Origin of the sequence: Pseudomonas sp. CF161 (assembly GCF_000416215.1) — a bacterium.
GTDB lineage: Bacteria > Pseudomonadota > Gammaproteobacteria > Pseudomonadales > Pseudomonadaceae > Aquipseudomonas.
Genome location: NZ_ATLP01000097.1, coordinates 96,873 through 120,085, shown reverse-complemented (window position 1 = coordinate 120,085; position 23,213 = coordinate 96,873). Strand labels below are relative to the sequence as shown.

Annotated in this window: 27 protein-coding genes; 11 read left to right on the top strand and 16 right to left on the bottom strand. The window is 65.1% G+C overall.

The window, feature by feature from the left end; all coding sequences use genetic code 11:
* Together CF161_RS22225 and CF161_RS22220 are read right to left on the bottom strand one after the other, a co-directional pair.
* Positions 1-253, bottom strand: a 253-nt coding sequence (locus tag CF161_RS22225) for a FecR/PupR family sigma factor regulator (protein WP_020298862.1), incomplete at its 3' end; no start/stop codon positions are given.
* Positions 250-756 carry a sigma-70 family RNA polymerase sigma factor gene (locus CF161_RS22220; protein ID WP_020298861.1) on the bottom strand — a complete coding sequence of 169 codons (507 nt, stop codon included), beginning with the start codon at positions 754-756 and terminating at the stop codon, positions 250-252. The genes CF161_RS22220 and CF161_RS22225, both read right to left, overlap by 4 nt.
* Before the next feature lie 141 nt (positions 757-897).
* Between CF161_RS22220 and CF161_RS22215 the strand changes: the two genes are divergently transcribed.
* The 4 genes from CF161_RS22215 (at position 898) to CF161_RS22200 (ending at position 4,570) form a co-directional block, all read left to right on the top strand.
* Positions 898-1,269: a hypothetical protein gene (locus tag CF161_RS22215; RefSeq protein WP_020298860.1), complete on the top strand. Its 372-nt coding sequence runs from the start codon at positions 898-900 to the stop codon at positions 1,267-1,269.
* Between the two features lie 61 nt (positions 1,270-1,330).
* Positions 1,331-2,113: a hypothetical protein gene (locus CF161_RS22210; RefSeq protein WP_020298859.1), complete on the top strand. Its 783-nt coding sequence runs from the start codon at positions 1,331-1,333 to the stop codon at positions 2,111-2,113.
* A gap of 270 nt (positions 2,114-2,383) precedes the next feature.
* Entirely contained in the window at positions 2,384-3,553 is a 1,170-nt protein-coding gene (locus CF161_RS22205) for a p-hydroxyphenylacetate 3-hydroxylase oxygenase component (RefSeq protein ID WP_020298858.1), read from the top strand.
* Between the two features lie 75 nt (positions 3,554-3,628).
* Positions 3,629-4,570, top strand: a complete 942-nt coding sequence (locus CF161_RS22200; RefSeq protein ID WP_020298857.1) for a p-hydroxyphenylacetate 3-hydroxylase reductase component — start codon at positions 3,629-3,631, stop codon at positions 4,568-4,570.
* A gap of 21 nt (positions 4,571-4,591) precedes the next feature.
* On the opposite strand, the gene CF161_RS22195 is transcribed toward CF161_RS22200, so the two are convergent.
* The 3 genes from CF161_RS22195 to salA all read right to left on the bottom strand — a co-directional run bounded on the left by CF161_RS22195 (position 4,592) and on the right by salA (position 8,303).
* On the bottom strand, positions 4,592-5,473 hold the full coding sequence (locus CF161_RS22195; protein WP_020298856.1) for an alpha/beta fold hydrolase: 882 nt from the start codon (positions 5,471-5,473) through the stop codon (positions 4,592-4,594).
* Positions 5,474-5,586: 113 nt separating this feature from the next.
* Positions 5,587-6,939, bottom strand: a complete 1,353-nt coding sequence (locus CF161_RS22190) for an aromatic acid/H+ symport family MFS transporter (RefSeq protein ID WP_020298855.1) — start codon at positions 6,937-6,939, stop codon at positions 5,587-5,589.
* A 68-nt stretch (positions 6,940-7,007) separates the two neighbouring features.
* Positions 7,008-8,303, bottom strand: coding sequence for a salicylate 1-monooxygenase (gene salA / locus CF161_RS22185; RefSeq protein ID WP_020298854.1), 1,296 nt, complete (start codon positions 8,301-8,303; stop codon positions 7,008-7,010).
* A gap of 158 nt (positions 8,304-8,461) precedes the next feature.
* Between salA and CF161_RS22180 the strand changes: the two genes are divergently transcribed.
* On the top strand, positions 8,462-9,364 hold the full coding sequence (locus tag CF161_RS22180; RefSeq protein ID WP_020298853.1) for a LysR family transcriptional regulator: 903 nt from the start codon (positions 8,462-8,464) through the stop codon (positions 9,362-9,364).
* Positions 9,365-9,451: 87 nt separating this feature from the next.
* Positions 9,452-10,417 carry a bifunctional helix-turn-helix transcriptional regulator/GNAT family N-acetyltransferase gene (locus tag CF161_RS22175; RefSeq protein ID WP_043230112.1) on the top strand — a complete coding sequence of 322 codons (966 nt, stop codon included), beginning with the start codon at positions 9,452-9,454 and terminating at the stop codon, positions 10,415-10,417.
* 59 nt (positions 10,418-10,476) lie between these two features.
* Here CF161_RS22175 and CF161_RS22170 read toward each other — a convergent pair whose 3' ends face one another.
* The 3 genes from CF161_RS22170 to CF161_RS22160 all read right to left on the bottom strand — a co-directional run bounded on the left by CF161_RS22170 (position 10,477) and on the right by CF161_RS22160 (position 12,714).
* Positions 10,477-11,115 carry a hypothetical protein gene (locus CF161_RS22170; protein WP_020298851.1) on the bottom strand — a complete coding sequence of 213 codons (639 nt, stop codon included), beginning with the start codon at positions 11,113-11,115 and terminating at the stop codon, positions 10,477-10,479.
* 9 nt (positions 11,116-11,124) lie between these two features.
* Positions 11,125-11,415, bottom strand: a complete 291-nt coding sequence (locus tag CF161_RS22165; protein WP_020298850.1) for a hypothetical protein — start codon at positions 11,413-11,415, stop codon at positions 11,125-11,127.
* A 240-nt stretch (positions 11,416-11,655) separates the two neighbouring features.
* Entirely contained in the window at positions 11,656-12,714 is a 1,059-nt protein-coding gene (locus CF161_RS22160; RefSeq protein WP_020298849.1) for an NAD(P)-dependent alcohol dehydrogenase, read from the bottom strand.
* A gap of 237 nt (positions 12,715-12,951) precedes the next feature.
* On the opposite strand from CF161_RS22160, the gene CF161_RS22155 reads away from it, so the two are divergent.
* Complete coding sequence (locus tag CF161_RS22155) at positions 12,952-13,833, top strand: LysR family transcriptional regulator (RefSeq protein ID WP_020298848.1); 882 nt, start codon at positions 12,952-12,954, stop codon at positions 13,831-13,833.
* A gap of 9 nt (positions 13,834-13,842) precedes the next feature.
* Here CF161_RS22155 and CF161_RS22150 read toward each other — a convergent pair whose 3' ends face one another.
* Positions 13,843-14,466, bottom strand: a complete 624-nt coding sequence (locus CF161_RS22150) for a LysE family translocator (RefSeq protein ID WP_020298847.1) — start codon at positions 14,464-14,466, stop codon at positions 13,843-13,845.
* A 223-nt stretch (positions 14,467-14,689) separates the two neighbouring features.
* On the opposite strand from CF161_RS22150, the gene CF161_RS22145 reads away from it, so the two are divergent.
* Both CF161_RS22145 and mntP read left to right on the top strand, forming a co-directional pair.
* Positions 14,690-15,412 carry a GNAT family N-acetyltransferase gene (locus CF161_RS22145; protein ID WP_020298846.1) on the top strand — a complete coding sequence of 241 codons (723 nt, stop codon included), beginning with the start codon at positions 14,690-14,692 and terminating at the stop codon, positions 15,410-15,412.
* A gap of 274 nt (positions 15,413-15,686) precedes the next feature.
* Positions 15,687-16,256, top strand: a complete 570-nt coding sequence (gene mntP / locus CF161_RS22140) for a manganese efflux pump MntP (protein ID WP_020298845.1) — start codon at positions 15,687-15,689, stop codon at positions 16,254-16,256.
* Between the two features lie 67 nt (positions 16,257-16,323).
* Here mntP and CF161_RS22135 read toward each other — a convergent pair whose 3' ends face one another.
* The 4 genes from CF161_RS22135 to CF161_RS22120 all read right to left on the bottom strand — a co-directional run bounded on the left by CF161_RS22135 (position 16,324) and on the right by CF161_RS22120 (position 18,591).
* Positions 16,324-16,773: a hypothetical protein gene (locus CF161_RS22135; protein WP_020298844.1), complete on the bottom strand. Its 450-nt coding sequence runs from the start codon at positions 16,771-16,773 to the stop codon at positions 16,324-16,326.
* A gap of 38 nt (positions 16,774-16,811) precedes the next feature.
* Positions 16,812-17,750 (bottom strand): ankyrin repeat domain-containing protein, encoded by a 939-nt coding sequence (locus CF161_RS22130; protein WP_043230093.1) that lies wholly within the window; start codon positions 17,748-17,750, stop codon positions 16,812-16,814.
* 120 nt (positions 17,751-17,870) lie between these two features.
* Entirely contained in the window at positions 17,871-18,179 is a 309-nt protein-coding gene (locus CF161_RS22125) for a DUF2834 domain-containing protein (protein WP_020298842.1), read from the bottom strand.
* Between the two features lies 1 nt (position 18,180).
* Positions 18,181-18,591 (bottom strand): DUF6713 family protein, encoded by a 411-nt coding sequence (locus CF161_RS22120; protein WP_020298841.1) that lies wholly within the window; start codon positions 18,589-18,591, stop codon positions 18,181-18,183.
* 112 nt (positions 18,592-18,703) lie between these two features.
* On the opposite strand from CF161_RS22120, the gene CF161_RS22115 reads away from it, so the two are divergent.
* Positions 18,704-19,528: a helix-turn-helix domain-containing protein gene (locus CF161_RS22115; RefSeq protein WP_020298840.1), complete on the top strand. Its 825-nt coding sequence runs from the start codon at positions 18,704-18,706 to the stop codon at positions 19,526-19,528.
* Here the strand turns inward: CF161_RS22115 and CF161_RS22110 are convergent.
* Both CF161_RS22110 and ppnN read right to left on the bottom strand, forming a co-directional pair.
* A complete protein-coding gene (locus tag CF161_RS22110) occupies positions 19,525-19,899 on the bottom strand; it encodes a DUF2784 domain-containing protein (protein WP_020298839.1) in 375 nt (124 codons plus the stop codon). The genes CF161_RS22115 and CF161_RS22110 overlap by 4 nt on opposite strands.
* Positions 19,900-20,124: 225 nt before the next feature.
* Positions 20,125-21,498 carry a nucleotide 5'-monophosphate nucleosidase PpnN gene (gene ppnN, locus CF161_RS22105; protein ID WP_020298838.1) on the bottom strand — a complete coding sequence of 458 codons (1,374 nt, stop codon included), beginning with the start codon at positions 21,496-21,498 and terminating at the stop codon, positions 20,125-20,127.
* 403 nt (positions 21,499-21,901) lie between these two features.
* Between ppnN and CF161_RS22100 the strand changes: the two genes are divergently transcribed.
* The gene (locus CF161_RS22100; protein WP_020298837.1) at positions 21,902-22,309 is read left to right on the top strand and encodes a response regulator; all 408 of its coding nucleotides are present in this window, start codon (positions 21,902-21,904) and stop codon (positions 22,307-22,309) included.
* On the opposite strand, the gene CF161_RS22095 is transcribed toward CF161_RS22100, so the two are convergent.
* Positions 22,310-23,179 (bottom strand): oxaloacetate decarboxylase, encoded by an 870-nt coding sequence (locus CF161_RS22095; protein ID WP_020298836.1) that lies wholly within the window; start codon positions 23,177-23,179, stop codon positions 22,310-22,312. It abuts the gene before it with no gap.
* Positions 23,180-23,213: the final 34 nt, after the last annotated feature.

Genomic DNA, 23,213 nt, shown 5'->3' with positions numbered 1-23,213 from the left:
AACCCTGGGGCTGGAGCAGCACCTGGCGCGCCTCACCGGCCTGGCCAGGCAGGCGCCGATCCAGGCTGCGCAGCGTCTGATAGGCGCCGCCGAGCCGCTGCTGCAAGCGTTCCCAGGCCTGGGCATGGCTCGGGTCGGCGTCCAGCCACAGGGTGAAGCGTTCCTGCAGCCGACTGTCGGCGGTGCCGGCGCGCAGGCGCACCATCCAGTCAATGGCTTGTTCGGCGGCCGGGTCCAGGCGCACCTTGCTCATGGCGTCAGTTCACTGAGGTAGCACTGGCACAGGGCCTGCTTCATATAGCGGCTGACGGTGCGCTCCGAGAGCCCGAGCTTTTGCGCGATGGCCACGTAGCTCAGGCCATCCAGTTGGCTGTAGAGGAACGTGGCCTTGACCACGTGCGGCAAGCCGTCGAGGACGCGGTCGATGGTCACCAGGGCTTCAAGCAGCAGCAGTTGTTCTTCGGGGGAGGGCGCCAGGGGCTCGGGCAGCAGTGACAGGCGCTCCAGGTAGGCCAGCTCCAGCTGCCGCCGCCGGTGCCGATCGAACATCAGCCGGCGCGCGATGGTCGACAGGTAGGCCCGCGGCTGCTCGATGCTGTCGGGGTCGACCTGGGCCGCCAGCAGTTGGCAGAAGGTATCGGCAGCCGTGTCCTCGGCGTCCGCGCGGTTGCGCAGGCGCTTGTGGATATGCTGCAGCAGCCACCGGTGATGGTCGCTGAAAAAGAACCCCAGCTTGCTGGTTGAAGTCGGTTGCACCGGTTGGCTTTCCAGGTGTGAGTGTGAATCGTTCGCAATAGTAACCGGCCCGGGATCACCACCGCAATCGGCCTCTGGCGTGGCCATGGCCGGGAGCTCGGGTATGATTGGCGTCTTTTTTTGCCCTCCAAGGACCGACCCATGCTCTTGAGCAAGCGCGAGCAGGCCCGCACCGAACGGCGCCTGGCGGCGACCCTGACCGAGGCCTGCGAAACCGCCAAGGCCCAGGTGCCGGGTTTTTGCTGGTTGACTCACAAGGTCGATTACGCGGCGTTCGCCTCCAGCCTGCTGGTGCTGTGGGTGTTCGATACCCAGGCCAGCCAGGACCAGGCCCTGGCCGACGGGCAGGGCGCACGTCTGGTGCAACTGACGGCCCAGGCCCTGGATGCGGCCCAGGTGCAGGTCACTGCGGTGGCCGCCCATGTGCAGTTCGACAACGAAGAGCAATGCGCCCGGTCCAACGCCGGCAATTGGCAGCAACGTTTGGCGCGCAAGCGCCTGTTGCGCGGCTGAAGCGCGCCGGCATCACATTCCAGCCCCGCGTGGGCGATCACATTGAGAACAGGACGATCCGATGGACATGCAGTTTTGCGGCAATGCCACCCCGGGCAATCCCTCCGAGGGGCTCTGCGACGAGTACCGCTTGAGCACCATGACCCATATCGACGAGCTGTTCGCGGCCTGCGCCCAGATCATCGCCAGGCACCCGGGCTGTCGGCCGCTGGTGTCGCTGGATGATCTGCCCCAGGCCCGTTACACCTCGGGCCATGCGCGCCAGAGCATCGACCTCGACCAGGTGACCGAACTCGACCTTGCGGGCCTGCCGCCCGAGTGCTTCGAGGATGGCGAGTACGTGGGCTTTATGACCACCAAGGCCGAGTTTCCGATCTGTGTGCGCAACTTCGCCGCACTCACCGCCGGGGCCTCGTTCAGCGACGCCTGCCGCCATGGCCTGACCCTGGATGCCGAGGGGCTGGCGCAGTGGGTCGGCTATCAGCAGGAGCCGCTGGCGCTGCTCGATCAGCCGGTTTCGGCCCTGGTGGTGCCGGTCGCGCAAGCCTGCGAGGCGCTGGCGGCCTTTCCCAACGGTTACTTCAGCTGCGACCTGGGGCCGGTGCACAACTTCGCGGTGGCCCGCCATCTGGCGCAGCACCATGGTTATCAACTGATCGGGGTCGGGGCGGCCTACCTCGGGTTTCTGCGGGCCGCACCGGCCGACCCTGACACGGCCCGCGCCGTCGCCGCGGATTTCTGCGCGCTGTACAACGTCACCGATGAGCAACGCGAAGGGCTGGCGGCCACCGTGGCCCAAGCCGTGCTCGGGCGGACGTACCTCTGGCTGCGCTACGTCGAGTAAGGCCTGCCGGCCAACTCCGTAGCGCCTTGGGGGAGCAGGCCTGAGGTCCCTTCGACCCTGGCCGCCGTCTGCAATGGACGGCGGCTGGCGCCAGGCTCCTGCCTATGAAAAGTGCAATCTTCCAGGTGGAACGTGCATTTTTCATCGCCCTGCGCTTACCCATACTGACTCCGCACAGATCATTGATCTTCGCCATTGCTCCGCTGTCGGCTGCCTTGCACGACGCGCTGAGGCGAGATCAGCAGACGCCAATAATAAAAGAGTCAGTCCATGAAAAAGCCCAACCCGCTGCTTGAAGACCTGAAGTCGATCTTGCCTGCCATTGCCGCCAACGCCTTCCGCGCGGAACAGGACCGCACGTTGCCCGCCGAGAACATCGCGTTGCTGAAAAGCATCGGCATGCACCGCGCCTTCCAGCCGAAGAAATTCGGCGGGATGGAAATGTCCCTGCCCCAGTTCGCCGACTGCATCGCCCTGCTGGCGGGCTCCTGCGCCAGCACTGCCTGGGCCATGAGCCTGCTCTGCACCCACAGCCATCAGTTGGCGATGTTCCCGGCCAAAACCCAACAGGAAATCTGGGGCGACGACCCCGACGCCACGGCCAGCAGCAGCATCGCGCCCTTCGGCCGTACCGAGGAAGTCGCGGGTGGCGTGACGTTCAGCGGCGAGATGGGCTGGAGCAGCGGTTGCGACCACGCCGAGTGGGCGATTGTCGGCTTCCGCCGCAAGAACGCCGAAGGCACCCAGGACTATTGCTTTGCCGTGCTGCCGCGCAGCGACTACCAGATCCGCGATGACTGGTACGCGGTGGGCATGCGCGGCAGCGGCAGCAAGACCCTGATCATCGACCAGGCGTTTGTTCCCGAGCACCGCATCCAGAAAGCCCGGGACATGATGGAAGGCACCTCCGGCGGCTTTGGCCTGTACCCCGATAGCAAGATTTTCTATTCGCCGTATCGCCCTTATTTCGCCAGCGGTTTCTCCACCGTCAGCCTGGGAGTGGCCGAACGCATGCTCGAGGTGTTCCGCGAGAAAACCCGCAACCGCGTGCGCGCCTACACCGGCGCTGCCGTGGGGGCCGCGACGCCGGCACTGATGCGCCTCGCCGAGTCCACCCACCAGGTGGCGGCAGCCCGGGCCTTCCTCGAAAAGACCTGGGAAGAACACGCCGATCACAGCGCGCGCCATGAGTACCCGAGCCGCGAGACCCTGGCCTTCTGGCGCACCAACCAGGGCTACGCGACCAAGATGTGCATCCAGGCCGTGGATCGGCTGATGGAGGCCGCGGGCGGCGGTGCCTGGTTCGAGAGCAACGAGCTGCAACGGCTGTTTCGCGACGCCCACCTGACCGGTGCCCATGCCTACACCGACTACGACGTGTGCGCGCAAATTCTCGGTCGCGAGCTGATGGGCCTGGAGCCCGACCCGACCATGGTTTGATCCGCCCCGCTGCGGGCAGCCCTTGCACATAACAACAAATCGAGGCCGACCACTGCGCCGGCCCAGGAGTCTTGCATGCCTGAGCTTTCTGAAATCGCCTTCGACACCCGCGCCTTTCGCCGGGCCTTGGGCAACTTTGCCACCGGCGTTACCGTGGTCACGGCCGCGGCCGAGGATGGGCGCCGGGTCGGGGTGACCGCCAACAGTTTCAACTCGGTGTCCCTGGACCCGCCGCTGGTGTTGTGGAGCATCGACAAGCGCTCCAGCAGCCACGAGGTGTTCGAGGCCGCGAGCCATTTTGCGGTGAACGTGCTGGCGGCCGACCAGATCGACACCTCGAACAACTTCGCCCGGCCCCGGGAAGACCGTTTTGCCGAGATCGCATTCGACGCCGGCGCCGGTGGCGCACCGGTGCTGGCCGATTGCGCGGCGCGCTTTCACTGTGAAAAGTACCAGCAGGTCGATGGCGGCGATCATTGGATCATGATCGGCAAGGTGGTGGCCTTTGATGATTTCGGCCGCTCGCCGTTGCTCTATCACCAGGGCGCCTACTCCATGGTATTGCCCCACACCCGCATGACCCGGCGCGAAGAAGGGCAGTTGCCCAGCAGCCACTTCCAGGGGCGCCTGAGCCACAACCTGTATTACCTGATGACCCAGGCGCTGCGGGCCTACCAGGCCAGTTACCAGCCTCGGCAATTGTCCACCGGCCTGCGCACCAGCGAGGCGCGCATGTTGATGGTGCTGGAGAGCGATGCCGGGCTGGACCTGGCCGACCTGCAGCGAGAAGTCGCGATGCCGATTCGCGAGATCGAGGAGGCGGTGGCCAACCTGCGGCGCAAGGGCCTGGTGAGTGACGACGGCGGCCGGGTGCGCCTCACGACCAAAGGCATCGATGAAACCGAAGGCTTGTGGAGCATTGCCCAGGAGCAGCAGGACAAGGTCTTCAGTCAGTTCGCCCCGGGGCAGCTCGAGCACTTCAAAAATGTGCTCAAGGGCGTGATCCAGGACGCCTGACGGGGCTGTCCGCTGGCGGCGTCAGGCGTTCTCTTCCAGCAGAAAGTGCCGGACGGCCTGGGCGCTGGCCGCCGGGTTTTCCTGCATGAAGCAGTGCTGCCCGTCGATGACCTGGGTCCGCAGGTGCGGGTTGAGCGCGGCCCAGCGTCTGACCGAGTGCGCCACATAGGGGTAGCTGTCGCGGCCGTGCAGCACCAGGCTCGGGGTTTGCACGGCACCCAGGGATTGCCACAGTCGGCGCGGGAACGAGCTGTAGATATCGACCTCCCGTTCCGGCAGGCACCTCAAGGTCACGCCGTGGGCAACGTCTTTCAGCCCGTGCTCGACATAGGCCTGCAGCGCTTCGTCGCACCAGCCCTTGAAGATCCCCCGATTGGCCAGTGCGCTGCTTGCGGTGGCGCGGTCCGGCCAGCTGTGCCGGCGCGCCGCCGCCTTGCGCGCCAGGGCGTGACGGCGGTTGAGACCCACCAGCGACAGCGCGCCGAGCATGCGCAGCATCGACGGTGGGAAAATCACCGGATCGAGCATCACCGCCCTGGCAAACAGCTGCGGCCGCTGCGCCACGATCAGGCAGGTCAGCACACCGCCGAAGCTGTGACCCAGGGCATGGCGCGGTACATCGCCATAGGCCGCGATGCCGGCTTCGAAGGCGTCGGCGGCCAGCTCGGCGCTGCGGTTCCAGCCCAGAAAGCGGCCGCCATGTTCGGTTTCGCCATGGCCCTGGATATCGCACAGCCACAGGTCGAAGGACTCGGCCAAGAGCGCGAGCATCGGCCGGTAAGCCAGTGAGCAAAAGCCGTTGCCGTGGAGAAAGTGCAACAGCGGCTTGCCCGAAGGCGGGCAGCGCCAGCCGCGCAGGGTAAAGCCCTCGGGGCAGGCGTAAGACCAGGGAATCAGCTGCATGGGGCCTCTTGGGCAAAGGGGTGATCAATCAGGTCGGCCAGCAGCCCGCGAACCGGGGCCTCGACCGGCCGCGATATTAATCGCCTTGGCCGGCGAAAACAAAAGCCCCGCTGTCACCGCTGCTCAACCTGAGGGTGCTTCGCGGCGGGAACAGGGCTGGGCTGCCGGGCCGGCGGGCGCCCGCTGAACACCAGCATCGCCAGCACGCCGATCACGCCGGGCACGGCAAAGGCCAGGAAGCTCACCTGCAACGGCAGTTGCGCGCCATGCAGGGCGCCGCCGAGCAAAGGCCCGATGATCGCGCCGGTGCGACCCACGCCCATGGCCCAGCCCAGGCCCGTGGAGCGGATGTGTGGCGGGTAGAATTGCACCGCGCAGGCGTTGGCCAGGATCTGGGTGCCGATGGTGCTGGCGCCGGCAATCGCAATCAGCAGGTACAGCACCCACAGCGGCGACTTCAGGGCCAGCAGGCTGAGGGACAGCGCGCCCAGGGCAAAGAACCCCAGCAGCACCCGCTCCAGGCCGATACGGTCGCCCAGCCAGCCGCCGCCGATGGCGCCAAAGATCGCGCCGACATTCAGCACCAGCAAAAAGGCGAGGCTGGAGTTCAGGCCATAACCGGCGCTGTGCATAAGCTTCGGCAGCCAGGAACTCAAGGCGTAAACCATCAGCAGGCAGCAGAAAAAGGCCAGCCACAGCATCAGGGTCTTGAGGCTGCGGCCTTCCTGCAGCACTTGCAGCACCGACACCTTGCGCGCCGGGCCTTGCCCCAGGTACAGCTGCTCCTCGGCCTGGGGCCGGTAATCGGGCGCGACCTTTTGCAGCAGGCCTCGGGCCCGATCGAGCTGGCCCTTGCGCACCAGGAAGTTCAGGGATTCGGGCAATTGCCGTACCAGCAGCGGCAAAATCAGCAGCGGAATCACCGCCACCAGGAACACCGCCTGCCAGCCCCAGCGCGGCATCAGCAGCATGCCCAGCCCCGCCGACAACATGCCGCCCAGGGAATAGCCGCTGAACATCACCGCCACCAGGGTGCTGCGCATCTTTTTCGGCGCGTATTCGTTCATCAGCGCCACCACATTGGGCATCACCCCACCAATGCCCAGGCCGGCGACAAAGCGGCACAGGGCAAACTCGACCGGCGTGCGGGCGAAGGCGTTGATCACCGTGAAACCGCTGAACAGCACCACGCACGCCATGATGGTTTTGCGCCGTCCGATGCGGTCTGACAGCGGCCCGAAAAACAGTGCGCCGAGCATCATGCCGAACAGCGCGCAACTGCCGAGAAACCCGGCCTCCACGGCGCTCAGGCCCCAGTCCTGCATCAGCGCGGGCAGCACCACGCCGTAGATCACCAGGTCGTAGCCGTCGAAGACAATGATCAGCGCGCACCAGAACAACAGGCGCCCATGGAATGAATTGAAGCGAGCCCCGTCGATCAGGGCGTTTACGTCGAGAGTACGCATGGCTTGGCTCTTTTTATGATTGTTATAGAGCCGGGGGCAGGGGGCCCCCGGTGACGGCGACGTGGGGCTCAGTGACTGTTGCTGAGCGCCTGCCAGCCGAGGCGTTGACGGGCCAGGGCCAGGTCGGCCTCCAGGTCGTGGTTCCACAACCAGTCGAAGCGGCGTTCGAGGGTGGTCGCCAGCGCCTCTTCATCGGCGCCCACCTGTGGGTCGCGCAGTTCGTAGAGGTCGCCAACCTCGCGCGAGGTGCGCTGCACCCGGCAGGCCCGGGGGCGGCGCAGGGCATCGTAGGCGGCGAGCAGGGCCGGCAATTGCTCCGGTTGCAACTGAGGGTCGCCCAGCAGGCGCGCCAGGAAGCAGGCATCTTCCAGGCCTTGCCCGGCCCCGGCGCCCTGGTGCGGCAGGGTGGCGTGGGCGGCGTCGCCGATCAGCACTACGCGCTGGTGCACATAACCGGGCAATTCGGGCAGATCGTGCAGCGCCCAGCAGCTCGGCGTGCCGATGCAGTGCAACAGGATGCACGCGGCGTCGCCCCAGCCGGCGAAGGCGTCGAGCATCTCCTGCTGGCTGCTGTCACGGACCCAGGGGGCGTCCTGGGGCCAGGTCGGGTGCGGCTGGCTGCGGTCGGTGACAAAGGCCACCACGTTGATCAGGCGTCCCTGTTTGACCGGGAACGTGAGGATGTGGCCGTCCAGCCCCAGGTACATCTGCGGCACGTCGATCAGGTGCTCGTCGATGCCTTTGGCCCGGTAGGCTTCGCGCAACTGCTGGCTGTCGATCAGGCCGCGATAGGCGACGGTGCCGCTGAAACACGGTGCCACCGCCGGCGCGCCCAGGCCTTCGAGCACATGCCCGCGCAGCGCCGACTTGATGCCGTCCGCACCGATCAGCAGGTCACAGCAGTAGTCGCTGCCGTCGGTAAACACCACGCGGGCCTCGTGTGCCTGCTGTTCCACCGTGGCCGCGCGCTTGTTGAAGCGTGCGATGCCCTCGGGCAGGCGGCTGGCCAGGGCGTCGAGAAAGTCGGCGCGGTGCACCGAGGACTGGCCGACCCCCGGCGCCACACTCGCGCCGAAGTAGTGGGCGTCGTGGCTGCGGCGCCATTCGAACCACACGTCCTGCCAGGGTGCGGGGGTGCGGTCGGCGATCTGCCGATAGGGTTCGCCCAGGCCCAGGTTGGCGATGGCCCGCACCGCGTTGGCGCCGAACGACACGCCGGCACCGACTTCGCCAAAGGCCGGTGCGGACTCGAACAACTGCACCTCGAGCTGAGGGTGGCGGCAAAGATCCAGGGCCAGGGCGACCCCGGAAATACCGCCGCCGATGATTCCGATACGCAAGGTCGGGCTGTTGCTGTGGTTCATGCTGATACCTGTGGTTGCTTTGTTTTTATGCCACCGATCATCAGTGCTCGAGTACTATTAATAAATGCGCCGAAAGCCATACACTCTATTACCACTGTGAATAATGCTCGGTGCCCCTTTACCGTCCCTGCGTCTGGCCAAGCCGCCTGTGGAGGCCCATGGAACTGCGTGACCTGGATCTGAATCTGCTGGTGGTGTTCAATCAGTTGCTGCGCGACCGCAAGGTGTCCACCGCGGCCCACAGCCTGGGCCTGACCCAGCCTGCGGTGAGCAACGCCTTGAAACGCCTGCGCCTGGCGTTGCAGGACGAGTTGTTCGTGCGCACCTATCAGGGCATGGCGCCGACTCCCTATGCCGAGCAGTTGGCCGAGCCGGTGGCCCTGGCCCTGCACACCCTGCGCGATGCCCTGAATCGCCAGGACGGATTCGACCCCGCCACCTGCGAACGCACCTTCACCCTGGCCATGACCGACATTGGCGAGATCTACTTCATGCCGCGGCTGATGGATGCCCTGGCCCGGCTGGCACCCAGGTGCTCGATCAGCACCGTGCGCGAAAACCCCATGAGCCTGAGTGAGGACCTGCAGAGCGGCACCGTCGACCTGGCCGTGGGCCTGTTGCCGCACTTGCAGGCCGGGTTCTTCCAGCGCCGGCTGTTCCACCATCGCTATGTGTGCATGTGCCGCGCGGGCCACCCGGCAACCCTCGAACCCCTGACCCTGGAGCGTTTTTGCGAGTACGGGCATGTGCGGGTGGTGTCGGCCAACACCGGCCATGGCGAAGTGGACGCGTTGATGGCGCGCGAGGGCATCCAGCGCTCGGTGCGCCTGGAGGTGCCGCATTTTGTGGCGGTGGGGCACATTCTGCAGCGTACCGACTTGTTGGCCACCGTCCCCGAGCGGTTTGCCGCCTGCTGCGAAGTTCCGTTTGGCCTGACCTCGCTGCCGCACCCGGTGGCGCTGCCGGAAATCGCCATCAATCTGTTCTGGCACGCCAAGTACCACAAGGACCCGGCCAATCGCTGGCTGCGGCAATTGATGTTCGAGGTGTTTTCGGACTGAGGGCGAGGTGTGCTGGAACACAAGGCGATTGACGGCAATTTGGTTGCGCGATACAACTATATTTCCGTGTATTGCGAGGGCCTGGCCATGAGCTCATCTTCCGTTGCGCTGATTCAGCAGATTCGTTCGGCCTCGCGCCTGATGGTGCGTGAGCTTGGCTTTATGAATGCGACCCTGGCGGCCACCGACTATCCGCCCTCGGCGGTGCACAGCCTGGTGGAACTGGGCCAGCACGGAGCCCTGACCGGTGCGGAGCTGGCGCAATTGCTGGGGCTGGAAAAATCCAGCGTCAGCCGCATGGTGCGCAAGCTGATCGACGCCGGAGAGATCGAGGAATTGACCAGCACCCAGGATGGGCGCGCCAAGCCCTTGCAGCTCACCGCGCAAGGGCGCAAGACCGTGCGTGCCATCGATCGCTTTGCCGCCGGGCAGGTGGGCAACGCCATTGCTCACCTGGACCCGGAGCAGCAACAGACCGTCGGAGCAGGGCTGGCCCACTATGCCGGCGCCCTGCAAACCCAGCGCCTCGGCGCCTCGGCCGCGGTGCTGGCGCCCCTGAGGATTGTTGCGGGCTATCAGCCCGGCATCATCGGTCGCATCGTTGAAATGCACGCCCGCTATTACGCCGACCATGCTCAGTTCGGTCAGCCATTTGAAAGCCTGGTGGCCACCGATATGGCCGAGTTGATGGGGCGTCTGCACAACCCGCGCAACCAGGTCTGGGCGGCAATGGACGGCGATAGGATTGTCGGCTCGATCGCCATCGACGGTGAAGGCGAAGACAACCAGGCGACGTTGCGCTGTTTTATTCTCGATGAGGCGGCGCGAGGGCGGGGCGCCGGCAAACGCCTGCTGGCAGAGGCCGTGGATTTTTGTGACGGCTGGGGGTTCGCCCGGACTCGGCTGTGGACCTTCAAGGGCCTGGATGTGGCACGCAAACTCTATGAAGACTGCGGGTTTACCCTGGCCCGTGAAGAGGCGGGCCAGCAGTGGGGCGGGCCGGTGATCGAGCAGTATTTTGTTCGCGAAGCGCGGGCTGGCGCAGAAGGGTGAACCTGGCGGGGCGAGTCGGCCAGGGGCCAATAACGCCCCGGCCGATTGGGCCCTGGTGGTTACATGGCGACCCGGGTCAGCCGTTGCAACGCGTCGATGACGCTGGGATTCCTGGCTTCGAGTACGTCGGCCTGGATCTGCGAGATCACCGATTTGAGCAACTCGGTCTGGCTCATGCGGGTGGCCTGCAACAGCCGGGTAAAGTCCTCGGCCACATGGGGATTGACCTTCATCGACAAGCGCTTCATCGACGCCGAAGGCGGTAGTTGGCGTGCGCCGAGCTGTTCGGCGAGGGCTTGGCTGAAGGCTTCGTGCACCCGCTTCAGGTTCGCGGCAGCGGTGGCCACGTGCCCTGCCAGTTCGTGGAAGTAGTAGCTGAAGAACAGCTTGCGAAGATGCACGCCGGCCTCTGCGGTGACCGAATGCATCGCGGCATCCAGGGCGTCTAGGTAGACCGCCGGCAGGCGCGCCTCGATCGAGGTCTGCGGCAGTTTGCGTGACTCCTTGATCGCCGGCGTGGACTGAGCAGGGATGGCCACCACCGTGTCACACACCTGGCACACCCCGACCAGAATATCCTTGGCCTCGCCGTGGCCGTCACTGAATGGCACGTCACGACGGACATAGGTCGTGGCGACCAGTTGTTGGCATGGTTCGCACAGCGCCTGGCCGTGATCGCCTTCGAAGAGAAGTTTCATGGGCTGCCCTCACTGGTGGACGCTGATAAACCAGGCATCCGGTTCGATGAAATAGAACTTGATGTACCACGGCCTTCTGGCCAGCACATGGACCTCGATCTGCGGCGCTGCATGGTGCGGGCTGCTGCTGTGATGCCGGCCCGTGCATTGCTCGATGATCTCGATCAGCTCCGGCACCGAGACTTCGGCGGTGGCCAGCAGGTTCTTGACCTCGATCGAACCACGCACCGCGTGCAGATAGTTGCCGGTTTGCAATGCCGCGATCAGGTCGCGCTTTGCTTGTCTGAAGCCTCTTTCCATGTTGGCCTCCAGTTGTACGAAAGTAATCGTACGTTGTCAAGGCGACGTTCAGTCGCGGTTTTTAACCAGGTACTTGACCCGGACCGCAGATGATCGCCGATCTGTCCTTGCAGGCCTTCAAGGCATAGGTTTCAGGGTTTTTCGGTTCGTGATCGGCGAAGATTTTTCACTGCTTACGCGGCCTTCAGGCGCAAAAAAGCCGCCCGGCGCGCAAGCGACGGGCGGCTTGAGGCCAGCGACTCAGGCTTCGGCAGGGGCCGCCAGGGACGCCATGTCGATCACGAAGCGGTAGCGCACATCGGCGCGCTCCATACGTTCGAAGGCGTGGTTGATGTCCTGCATGGCGATCATCTCGCAGTCCGGCAGGATGTTTTTGCGGGCGCAGAAATCGAGCATTTCCTGGGTCTGGGCGATCCCGCCGATGGGCGACCCGGCCAGCCGCCGCCGACCCAGCAGCATGGGCAGGGTCAGTTGTTCATCGATCGGGCCGACCTGGCCGACGATTACCAGGGTGCAGTCCACGTCCAGCAGCGGCATGTACGGCGACACGTCGTGGCGTACCGGGATGGTGTCGATGATCAGGTCGAAGCTCGACTGGGCTTTGGCCATGGCCGCCGGGTCGCTGGACACGATCAACCGGTCGGCGCCCAGGGCCAGGGCGTCGGCGGTCTTGTCGGCACTGCGGCTGAGCACGCTGACAATCGCCCCCAGGCCCACGGCCAGCTTGACCGCCATATGCCCCAGGCCGCCGAGGCCGATGACCCCAACCCGGCTGCCGGGGCCGACATTCCAGGTGCGCAGCGGCGAGTAGGTGGTGATCCCGGCGCACAACAGCGGCGCGGCCTTGGCCAGATCCAGGCCATCCGGCACCCGCAGCACAAACTCTTCGCGGACCACCAGGTGCTTGGAGTAGCCGCCCTGGGTCGCTTCCTTGCTGATGCGGTCAACGCCGTTGTAGGTCTGGGTGTTGTGCTCGCGGCACATTTGCTCTTCGCCCTTGCGGCATTGGTCGCACTCCCGGCACGAGTCGACCATGCAGCCTACGGCGACCGCATCGCCGACCTTGTAGCGCGTGACTTCGGCCCCGACCGCCGTCACCCGACCGACAATCTCGTGCCCCGGGACCATGGGGTAGCGGCTGGCGCCCCAATCGTTGCGGGCCTGGTGCAGGTCGGAGTGGCAGACGCCGCAATACAGGATCTGCATCGCCACATCGTTGGGCCGCAGTGCGCGGCGCTGGAAGTTGAAGGGCGCAAGCGGCGCCCCGGCGTTTTGTGCGGCATAACCCAAGGTTTTCATCGGTGGCGATCCTGTAGGGAGGGAGACAGCGATCCATAAGTTCGAGCACACAGCATAGAAGGCCTTCGCACGCCATGACGGCGGATGTGGGCATCGCGCCCAGCCTTCGATCGACCGGGCCGGAGGGGTGAGTACCCGGCCCAGCCCCTTGAGGGGGCGTGGAAAAAGCTGCTGGGTCATTGGGTTAATTCGCATAAGATCGCCCGCCACAGGTTTGGATTTGGGGCATGTAGAACAGTGAACTGGGATGATCTGAAGTGTTTCATTGCCGTTGCACACTCCGGCAGCCTCACCGACGCGGGAGCGACGCTCAAGCTCTCGGCCTCGACCGTTGCGCGCAGGATTGCCGCCCTCGAACAGGCCCTGGGCCGCACCCTGTTCGTGAAGAAAACCAATGGTTACTTCCTCAGCGAAGCCGGGGCCGCGCTGGTGCCCCTGGCCCTGGAGACCGAGGAGCGTTTTCGCCTGATCGAACGCCAGCTGGCGCAGCCCGGCGCGGGCCTGGCCGGGCAGGTGCGTATCGATTGCCCGGAGTTGATGGGCACCCACCTGATCATTCCGGGGCTCGATGCGTTTCGTCAGCAATACCCGCAGATCAGTTTCGACTTCAGCAACAGCGCGTCCTCGGCAAAACTCACGCAAAGCCACAGCGATGTCATCGTGCGCCTGCACCGGCCGGAGCAGGGCAACTTCACCCTGCGCCGGGTGGGGTGGCTGGCCCAGGGGCTGTTCTGTTCCCCGGCCTATGCCGCGCGGCACGGGGTGCCGGGTTCGGCGGCCGAGTTGGCGCAGCACCCGCTGATCGGCTGGAGCACGACCATGGCCCATATGCCGCTGGCGCAATGGCTGGAGCAGCTCAGCGGCGGGCAGACACCGTGGATGCGCACCGCCAACCTCACGGCCCAGCTCAAGGCGGTGCAGGCCAACCTCGGCATCGCGGCGTTGCCGGCCTATGTCGGGCAGGGCGAGGGCTTGCACCCGGTATTGGATGACCTGCCGCCCCAGGGCGCCGATATCTGGTTGCTGCGCAACCTGGCAACCCAGGGCCTGGAGCGTGTGGATCGGGTGGTGGAGCACCTGGTGGCGCAGTTCCAGCGCAGCCTGGCGCCGCGGCCTTGACCGCGGCCCTCAGTGGGCCCCGCTGCGCATAAAGATCCAGACCGCCACGGCCATCAGCATCAGGCCGAATAGCCTGTTCTGGGCCACCAGCAATCTCGGCCGGGTGCGCAGCAGGCGTTGCACGCTCGAACCCATGGAGACCCAAATCAGGTGCGCGCAGAAGTTGAGGCTGATCAGCGCCGCGCTGAGGGCCAGCACCAGGGCGATGCTGCGGCTGTCACCGCTGGGCATGAAGGTCGAGAACATCACCAGCAGCATGACCATGCCCTGCACATTGCCCAACTGCACCATGACCCCGTCGCGCCAGCGCAGTTGCCGGGGTTCGGCCCCTGGCGCGGGCAGTGCACGCCACAACAGGCGCAGCCCGAGCCAGAGGATGTACAGGCTGCCCGCGACCCGCAGCAGCCACAGCAGCTGCGGCTGGTTCATCAGGCTATGGGACAGCCCCAGCCCCACCAGCAGCGCCAGCAGGAAATAACACAGGTCGAGCCCGGCGATAAAACCCAGGGAACGGCGTGCGCCACTCTGCGCGCCGGAGGTCGCGACCATCAGGTTGCCGGGGCCGGCGCTGAGGGTCAGTGGGGCCATGGTCGAAAGCCAAAGGGCCCAGTTGATGTCGAAAATGTGCTGCACCTGTCGCTCCCGGGAGACGGTGCGAATTGCACCGGCGGCCAGTCTAAGACGCCGTCGCGGCCGAGGTTATCGCCAGGAATGCAAAGCGCTTTTGCACAAATGCCTGCAAGCGGCGAACCGATTGCCGCGGCATGCCTTGGGCCTTGCTCGGGTTATGATGGGCCGGCCCGGCGCCGCCCCTTGTGGCGGCGGGCACGCCTCAACCCCCGGAGTCAGACGTTCGATGTGCACTATCAGCCTTTTCCAAGCCCCGCCTCCCGAGTCGGTCAACAGCCAGATCCTGCAAATGGTGGTGGATTACCTGAGCGATATCAGCCTGCTCGCCATCACCCCCAGCAACCCCCTGTACAACCTGTATCAATACGGCGTCGGCTACGAGGTGCACCTGTACCTGGCGGCCATGGACGGCTCGCGCGGCATGGCCGTCGAGCTGATCGTGGCCCTGGACCCGGAACAGCCGGAGACGGTGCTGGGCTTCCTCCTGTGCCTGCCGGTCAAGGACGATCCCCAGGCTTGTGCAGTGCCCTACATGGCCGTGCACGCCCGCCATCGGCGCCAGGGCATTGCTCGGGCCATGCTGGCGCAGATGCTCGCGCGCTACCCCCACGCGGAGCTGGCCTGCAGCGTCGCCAAGGTTCCCTATTTCGAGGCGCTGGGGTTTCAGGTGCTGGGCGCCCGCGGCCCGCAGGTGTTGATGAATACCCGCGACCACAGCACTCAAGGCTTGCTGCCGGTGCTGGACGTGGCGCCGATCTACACCTCGCTGGAGGTGCGGCAGATTCACAGTTACCTGCTGGCGCAGCACGGCAGGAAGGCCATGCTCGAGGCCGAGAAAAAACGCGACCGGCAACTGGATCAGATGACCCGCCAGGCTGCCCGTTTTGTCCAGGAGCACCTGGGCCTCGCCGCCGAGCCAAACCCGGGGCAGGGGCCGCGCCTGCAGTAGGGCAGGGCCGGTGACCCGGTTCGCCAGCCCTCGGGTCGCGCTTGCAACAGCCTGCAAAACACTTTCACGTTTTTTTCACGCCTGGCTGGTATTCTCCGCAACCTCTTTGGGGAGTAGCCGGCCGTCACGTGAGTGATGGCGCTGTTGGTCAACATTCTCGGCAACCTGCCGTGGCCACAGCATCCGTCGGGATTGGCGAGACCAACGACATACCTGTGCTGAAGTCGGGCGCGCAGGGCTATGTCGTTGACTCAGGCCCGACTGGTACGTAACCGTGAATGCAGTAGCCCTTATCTTCCTGGCGTTTGCCATGTCCACCGACGCGTTTGCGGCGGCCATCGGCAAAGGCTCCAGCCTCAACAAACCCCGTTTCAGCGAAGCCCTGCGCACCGGCCTGATCTTCGGTGTGATCGAAGCCATCACCCCCGTGATCGGCTGGGCCATCGGCCAGGCCGCCAGCAGCTATGTCACCGAGTGGGATCACTGGATCGCCTTCGTCCTGCTGCTGGGCCTGGGCCTGCACATGATCTATGCCGGCCTCAAACCCGACGACGAACAGGAAGGCGAGAAGTCGACCCAGCACTCGTTCTGGGTACTGGCCGTCACCGCCGTGGCCACCAGCATCGACGCATTGGCGGTAGGCGTGGGCCTGGCCTTTGTCGAGGTCAATATCCTGGTCGCGGCTGCCGCCATCGGCCTGGCAACCATGGTCATGGTGACCCTGGGCACCATGCTCGGGCGTGTGCTGGGCAGCCTGGTGGGCAAGCGCGCCGAGATCCTCGGCGGGGTTGTGTTGATGATCGTCGGCGGCACCATTCTCTATGAGCACTTGAGCGCGGTCTGACCCACCGGCTCAGGGTTGATGCCCCGGCGCTGTCAAAGGCGCCGGGGCTCGACTCGAACACGGGCCTTCAAACGATATACAGCGGCTGGCCTTGCGCCTTCCAGGCCGCGAAGCGCGCATCCATCAGCTGTGCCAGGCGCTCATAGTTTTCCCAACTGTCTTCGACGCCATAGAGCGACGCCTCGTTGACCTCGAACACCTGGAAGTAGTCATCGATGTAGCGGCTGTCGTTATCCAGGCCCTTGTAATAGGCCAGGGTAAAGGCGTTGCCTTGCTCGCTGAATTCCTGATCGGTGAGCTTCTCGTCCAATACCCGCCGCACAAAGGTCGGCCCGCTGATGCGCCGCGCCTGCACGTCATCGATTTCACTGTCGGCATCCTCCAGCAATTCCTCGCTGGCCAAACCGTTGAGCAGCATCCAGGCCAGGAACATACCGATATGGGTTGCCGCTGCGGCGTCCGGCAGGCCCTTGGGATAATCGCCTTCGTAGTGCCAGGCGGCGTCGTCATATTTCATGCTTCAGGTCCTGAGGTGAGAGCGGGGCGCGCAGGGCGCTACAGAATGCTCGATTGCCATTTCTCGGTGCCGGCCAGGCGGCGTTTCACGCTGTCGATGCGCCATTGCCCGGCCGCGCGCTTGAGCAGGAAGCGGTGCTCGTAGCACAGGCTGCGTTCGGCCGGATCGCGGATGATGACCGCGGTCTGGTTGGCCGACAGTGGGTCACACGCTAGCAACTGATCTTCGGGCGCGTAGGTGGTGGGCCAGCCGTGGGAATGATGCTTGTAGACACGCTGGCGCTGGGTGCAAAAACGCTCGACGATCTGCTCCTGTTCGGCCCAGAAACTGTCATCGCGGCCGTGCCCGGGGTCGGCTGCGCTCAGGGCGTTGCCCCGTTGTTCCCAGGCGTGCATGGCCAGGGTGTAGCCGCGCACGACACTGATTGGGTCGCTGCTGTCATCGACCGGGTCCGGCCACGGCAGGACCGGGGTGGGCGCAGGTGCAGGCGGTGCGCCAAGCCCGGCTTGCTCCAGGCGTTGCAGCACCGCCTGGTGGCCTTTGTCCTGGGCCAGGGACCAGGCGCTTTGCTGCTTGAAATCCAGCAACTGCGGGTTGGCGCCGGCCTCCAGCAGCAGCGCGACCAGTGCGGGGTGACCGGCCTGTGCGGCGCACATCAGCGCCGTGCGTTTGAGTTCCGGGGACGCCAGGTCGAGGGCGGCGCCGCGTTCGATCAGCAGCGTGGCCAGGGAGGCGTTGCCGGCGTGGCTGGCCCAGGCCAGGGCGCTGTAGCCCAGGACTTTACATTGATGGTCGATACGGGCGCCGCGATCGAGCAGGGCCACGGTGGCTTCCCATTGCTCGGCGATGACGGCGCTGAGCAAGGCCGTGCGGCCGGTGCCCTTGTGGGTCCATTCAAGGTCCGCGCCGCCCTCGAGCAGGCGCAGCAGGGCAGGAAGGTTGCCGCTCTCGGCGGCTTTTGCCAATAGGTGGGACAAGGTCGGGGCGCTCGTGCAGTTCAATCAATAAATCGCCTGCCGCACAAGCTGCATCCGTGCGTGGCGCTGTCAGGGCGCCCATGGTAACTGCGCAGCACCTTGATTCGCCACGCCGGGTTTTCAACGGTCCTTGTGTGCGCCATTGACCACCAAGTACAGCAACGGGCCGATGGACACGAACAGCGCCGTCAGCGCCAGGTAGGGCAGCACGCTGGTCATTGAGCGGCCCCGGGCCTTCGCATCGCGCAGCATCCAGATGCCGGCCAGCAGCGCCATCAGGTACAGGTCGATCACCACCTGGGCGGTGTCGGGGCGTGACATCAGTTGCAGGCCGAATTGCAGCAGCGACTGCTCGGCGGTTGCCAGGGTGAAGAGGGTGTAGGCGCTGAAGGCCAGCAGGGCGACGAGGGCGAGGGTGGGGCGGCGCATATCACTTTCCTTGTGCGGTCAGGGGTGGGCGGTGGGGCGAGTGGCGGTCCATGAGGGTCAGCAGCAGGTACAGCGCTGCCAGGGCCGCGCAGCCGAAAATCAGCAGTTGCGACAGCACTGAATCGAAGCTGTAGAGCGGGTCCAGGCGCAGGTTGAAGTGCAGCCCGGCGTGCACCACGGCAAAACCGGCCAGCAGCCTGCGGCTGGGTTCGCGCCAGCGCCTTGCCGGGTGCCAGCCCAGCCACAGCAGCAGGCCCAGCAAGGGCACATGCAGCGCCACGAACAGGGCCCGGGCGCTGTCTGCCTGCAGCTCGCGCAAGCCATACAACAGTCGCCATTCGGCCTGGCTGACAGCGTCCAGTTCATGGCCGAAGAACAGGCTCAGGCAGGCGATGAATACGAGGTTCTTCATGGTTCAAGGCTGGCATGGCGAAGGGTGAGCACAGGCTAGCCGGGGTGTGCGTCGCTACTCAATGACCTCCCAGGTCATAGACACGTCCGCAGTCAGCTGCCAGAGTCGCGCCATGCTAAAACTCCTTGATCCTCAGCAACCGGTCGGTGCGCAACTGCGCCGCCTGCGTCAGCGGGCGCGGCTCAGCCAGTTGGACCTGGCCCTGCAATCGGGAATTTCCCAGCGGCATTTGAGCTGCGTCGAGACCGGCCGCGCCAAGCCCAGCCCGGCGATGCTGCATGCCCTGCTGACCGCCCTCGACACGCCCCTGGAGGAATGCAATGCGGCCTTTCTCGCCGCCGGCTACGCGCCACGCTACGAGGCGCTACCCCTGGCCGATCCGAGTATGCAGGCGGTGCACAGCGCGCTGATGCACTTGCTGCACGCCAACAACCCGGCCCCGGCCATTGTGCTCGACAGCGCCTGGCAGGTGCTGGCGGCGAATGCCGCGACCGGGGTGCTGTTCGGGTTGGTGGGGTTGCCCGCGAGTGCGGCCCCGGGTGAGTTCAATCTGCTGCGCACGTTGCTTGAGCCCGGTGGCCTGGGTGATCACTTGCTCAATGCCGATGAAATCCGTCAGGTCGCCTGGCAGCGCGCATCCCGCGAGGCGCTCAATTGTCCGGCCCTGGCCGCGCTGTTGACCAGCCTGCCTTCGGCTGCCGAGGTCGATCCGGCTTCGAGCGCCAGCCCGTCGGCCCCGCTGTTGCTGACCCGAGTGGCGTCGACAGTGGGCGAGTTGCGCTTTCTGTCGACCTTCACCACCTTCGGCATGCCGCTGGATATTACCGTGGCCTCTTTACGTATCGAGCACCTGATTCCTGCCGACCCGGCGACCTGGCGCATCATGGGCGAAGCCTACGAGCGTGCCGGTGCCGGCCAGGTCGCTGCCGAGGCCTAAGCTGCTCTGTGCAGCTGCCATTGGCGGGCCAGGCGCAGGTAGACCAGCAGGTTGATCAGCAGCACCACGCTGCCCATCACCAACTGCATGCCATTGGTCAGCCCGGACGGGTAAATCAGCGGGATCAGGTAGTGCTCGATAAACCCATCGGCATACCCTTCCTGCCCGGCGTAATGGCGCAGCAGGTTTTCCCAGCGGGTCAGGGGGCAGGTCAGGTGAAACACCTCCACCGCCACCCCCCAGGCCGCCGCCGGCAGATGCAGCCACATCACGCCGCGCCACTTGAGCACCAGCAGCCCGCCGAACAGCACGAACAGAATGAACAGCAGGTGAAACAGCACCAGCCCATCGGCGGCAAATCGGAAGAACATCGTGACTCCTTTTTTTCTGATCCGGGTCCCTGGCGTCAGCGCCGCGGCGAATATACAGGTTGGGCCGGCGCATGCGAGGGGTTGCAGGTGAAAGAGGGGTAGTCTGGCGCGGTGACCGGATCAGCACTGCCCCTCGCCACAAGGTAAAAAACGCCATGCCCCGCTTAAGGGGCATGGCGTCTCTGGTGATTCGCTGGCCCGGTCAGGGGCAGCGCGCAGTCAGTCTCAGCTCACCACTCGATAGCACGGCACATACGCCGCGCCGCCCGGCAGTTTCATCCGGTGCTGCTCGACGAAGGCTTTAAGCAGCTTGTCCAGCGGCTGCATGATCGCAGGGTCGCCGTGGATGCTGTACGGGCCTTGTTCTTCGATCAGGCGGATGCCTTTGTCCTTGACGTTGCCGGCGACAATCCCGGAGAACGCGCGGCGCAGGTTGGCTGCCAGTTCATGGGGTGGCAGGTCGAGGCTCAGTTGCAGTTCGGCCATGTTGGCGTGGGTCGGGTCGAAGGGACGTTGCAGGCTTTCGTCGATCTTCAGCAGCCAGTTGAAGTGGAACGCATCGTTGCGCTCGCGACGGAACTGTTTGACCTGCTTGAGCCCCTCGGTCATCTGCCGGGCCACTTCGGCCGGGTTGTCGATGATGATTTCATAGTGGCGCTGGGCGGCATCGCCCAGGGTCGCGCCGACGAAGGCGTGCAGTTGTTCGAGGTAGGCCGCGGCGCTTTTCGGGCCGGTGAGGATCACCGGGAATGGCAGGTCGCGGTTGTCCGGGTGCATCAGGATGCCCAGCAGGTACAGGAATTCTTCAGCGGTGCCGGCGCCACCGGGGAAGATGATGATGCCGTGGCCGACGCGGACGAAGGCTTCCAGGCGCTTCTCGATATCCGGCAGGATCACCAATTCATTGACGATCGGGTTCGGGGCCTCGGCGGCGATGATGCCCGGCTCGGTCAGGCCCAGGTAGCGGCCGCCGCTCATGCGCTGCTTGGCGTGGGCGATGGTGGCGCCCTTCATCGGGCCCTTCATCACCCCCGGGCCGCAGCCGGTGCAGATGTCCAGTTTGCGCAGGCCCAGTTCGTGGCCGACCTTCTTGGTGTACTTGTATTCGTCGGTATTGATCGAGTGCCCGCCCCAGCACACCACCATCTTCGGCTCGACGCCGGGACGCAGGGTGCGCGCGTTGCGCAGCAGGTGGAACACGTAGTCGGTGATGCCCTGGGAGTCGCTCAGGTCGATGCGCTGGCTGTCCAGTTCGTTCTCGGTGTAGACGATGTCGCGCAGGGCGCTGAACAGCATTTCCCGGGTGCTGGCAATCATTTCGCCGTCGACGAATGCGTCGGCTGGCGCGTTCAGCAGCTCCAGGCGCACGCCGCGATCCTGCTGGTGAATACGCACTTCAAAGTCGTGGTAGGCGTCGAGGATGGTCTTGGCGTTGTCGACGTGGGCGCCGGTATTGAGGATGGCCAGGGCGCACTGGCGAAAGAGGGTGTAGATACTGCCTGAACCCGCTGCGCTCAATTGCTGGACTTCGCGTTGGGAGAGTGTTTCCAGGCTGCCTTTGGGGCTGACCGAGGCGTTGATGACTTGTCTTGGGGGCATTCTAAAATTCCCTGAAAGCGGAGCCACCGGGCCGGCTGGGGCCGATGGCGAAAAAAGTTGCACATCCAATCTGACCGCGTGCGCCGGTGATTTTCTCCGGTGGCGGTGCGCGAAAGCAAACTTCGGCGCGGGATCTGTCGCGCGGTGGATCTCTCTTCGGTATAGCGTTTTTCGCCGGGAAGGGAAATGTGCCGCGGCACGCAGTGTGCCAGAAGAGAGGGCGGCGAAGGGCGGGTGCTGAAGCCTTTGCTGGCTAAATGGCACAATGGCATCATTGGGCGCTGCTCAGTGCCGTATCATTCCAGGCAATCAAGAATGAATTTCTGCGCCGGTCGTGGCTCATAAGAGCAGATAGCGTCGTTCATCCGCTCAGTCGTCCATGCAGTCAGGGAGCAACAACCTCATGAATCCAGCCTCGTCCACCCGCGCCGATACCGCCCGCCGATTGATCCTGATCGTGGAGGATGAGCCGACGGTGCTGGAGTTCCTGTGCGAGATTCTGCAGGACGAAGGGTTTGCAACCCAGGCGTGCGCCAGTGCCGACCTGGCGTGGGAGTTTCTTCAAGAGCACGCCGCTGAGGTGTGCCTGCTGCTGACGGATATCACCATGCCCGGCCGGCTCAACGGTGCGAGCCTGGCCAACCTGGTGGGGGAGCATTGGCCGGCGATGCCGGTGGTGGTGATGTCCGGCTACGAAACGCCGGAGAGTTCCGGGGTTCGTCAGCCGGTGACGTTTATCCGCAAGCCCTGGACCATTGGCCAGATTGTCGATTGTGTCGAGGGCGCACTCGCCAAGGCCATGGCCCGCTGATCACTCCTTGACGCTCATGTACTCCTTGGCCCAGACGATGTAGTCCTCGGGCTGGGTGTAGGTGTGCGCCAGTTCGGTGGCGCTCAGGTCCGAGGCCTGGGTGAAGATCTGGCGCTGTTCGCGCAGGCAATCGTAGGTGGCCTTGATCGCGGCGAAGTAGGCGGCGTGGCCGTCGACCGCGATGCGCACACCGAGTTCGGCCAGGCGTGCGTCGTCGCGCAGGGCCGGATTGCCGTAGGTCACCAGCATCAGGGGCACAGTCAGGTGTTCGCTGATCTGCTCCAGTTGTTCGAAGTCACGCACGCCGACCATGCAGATGGCATCCGCGCCTGCACGCTGGTAGTGCTGGGTGCGGCTGATGATTTCCTGGATCGGCAGGATCGCCGCGTTGGTCCGGGCGATGATCGACAGCTCCGGGTCGACCCGGGCTTCCAGTGCCGCCCGGATCTTGCCCACGCCCTCGGCGACCGAGATCAGGTCGGTGGACTTGCGGCCGAATTGGGCCGGCAGCAGGGTGTCTTCGATGGTCAGGGCGGCGATGCCGGCACGCTCCAGTTCCACCACGGTGCGCATCACGTTGAGGGCGTTGCCATAGCCGTGGTCGGCGTCGGCGAGTACCGGCAGTTGGGCGACGCGGCCGATGCGGGTGGCCTGTTCGGCAAATTCGCTGAGGGTGATCAGGGCAAAGTCGGGTGCCGCCAGGACCTGCAGCGAGGCGACCGAACCACCGAGAATCCCCACTTCAAAACCCAGGTCGGCGGCGATTCGCGCGGACATCGGGTCGAAGACGGAAGCGGTGTGGTAGCAGGCGTTGGAGGCCATGAGTTCACGGAAGGCGCGGCGCAGATCTTGATGGGAAAGCCTGGACATAACAGCTCCGAATTTGAAACGAAAAGGTGCCGAC

Coding starts and splice junctions, on each gene's coding strand:
- CF161_RS22215 (WP_020298860.1), top strand. CDS start 898: ATGCTCTTGAGCAAGCGCGAGCAGGCCCGCACCGAACGGCGCCTGGCG.
- CF161_RS22210 (WP_020298859.1), top strand. CDS start 1,331: ATGGACATGCAGTTTTGCGGCAATGCCACCCCGGGCAATCCCTCCGAG.
- CF161_RS22205 (WP_020298858.1), top strand. CDS start 2,384: ATGAAAAAGCCCAACCCGCTGCTTGAAGACCTGAAGTCGATCTTGCCT.
- CF161_RS22200 (WP_020298857.1), top strand. CDS start 3,629: ATGCCTGAGCTTTCTGAAATCGCCTTCGACACCCGCGCCTTTCGCCGG.
- CF161_RS22195 (WP_020298856.1), bottom strand. CDS start 5,473: ATGCAGCTGATTCCCTGGTCTTACGCCTGCCCCGAGGGCTTTACCCTG.
- CF161_RS22190 (WP_020298855.1), bottom strand. CDS start 6,939: ATGCGTACTCTCGACGTAAACGCCCTGATCGACGGGGCTCGCTTCAAT.
- salA (WP_020298854.1), bottom strand. CDS start 8,303: ATGAACCACAGCAACAGCCCGACCTTGCGTATCGGAATCATCGGCGGC.
- CF161_RS22180 (WP_020298853.1), top strand. CDS start 8,462: ATGGAACTGCGTGACCTGGATCTGAATCTGCTGGTGGTGTTCAATCAG.
- CF161_RS22175 (WP_043230112.1), top strand. CDS start 9,452: ATGAGCTCATCTTCCGTTGCGCTGATTCAGCAGATTCGTTCGGCCTCG.
- CF161_RS22170 (WP_020298851.1), bottom strand. CDS start 11,115: ATGAAACTTCTCTTCGAAGGCGATCACGGCCAGGCGCTGTGCGAACCA.
- CF161_RS22165 (WP_020298850.1), bottom strand. CDS start 11,415: ATGGAAAGAGGCTTCAGACAAGCAAAGCGCGACCTGATCGCGGCATTG.
- CF161_RS22160 (WP_020298849.1), bottom strand. CDS start 12,714: ATGAAAACCTTGGGTTATGCCGCACAAAACGCCGGGGCGCCGCTTGCG.
- CF161_RS22145 (WP_020298846.1), top strand. CDS start 14,690: ATGTGCACTATCAGCCTTTTCCAAGCCCCGCCTCCCGAGTCGGTCAAC.
- CF161_RS22135 (WP_020298844.1), bottom strand. CDS start 16,773: ATGAAATATGACGACGCCGCCTGGCACTACGAAGGCGATTATCCCAAG.
- CF161_RS22125 (WP_020298842.1), bottom strand. CDS start 18,179: ATGCGCCGCCCCACCCTCGCCCTCGTCGCCCTGCTGGCCTTCAGCGCC.
- CF161_RS22120 (WP_020298841.1), bottom strand. CDS start 18,591: ATGAAGAACCTCGTATTCATCGCCTGCCTGAGCCTGTTCTTCGGCCAT.
- CF161_RS22115 (WP_020298840.1), top strand. CDS start 18,704: ATGCTAAAACTCCTTGATCCTCAGCAACCGGTCGGTGCGCAACTGCGC.
- CF161_RS22110 (WP_020298839.1), bottom strand. CDS start 19,899: ATGTTCTTCCGATTTGCCGCCGATGGGCTGGTGCTGTTTCACCTGCTG.
- ppnN (WP_020298838.1), bottom strand. CDS start 21,498: ATGCCCCCAAGACAAGTCATCAACGCCTCGGTCAGCCCCAAAGGCAGC.
- CF161_RS22100 (WP_020298837.1), top strand. CDS start 21,902: ATGAATCCAGCCTCGTCCACCCGCGCCGATACCGCCCGCCGATTGATC.
- CF161_RS22095 (WP_020298836.1), bottom strand. CDS start 23,179: ATGTCCAGGCTTTCCCATCAAGATCTGCGCCGCGCCTTCCGTGAACTC.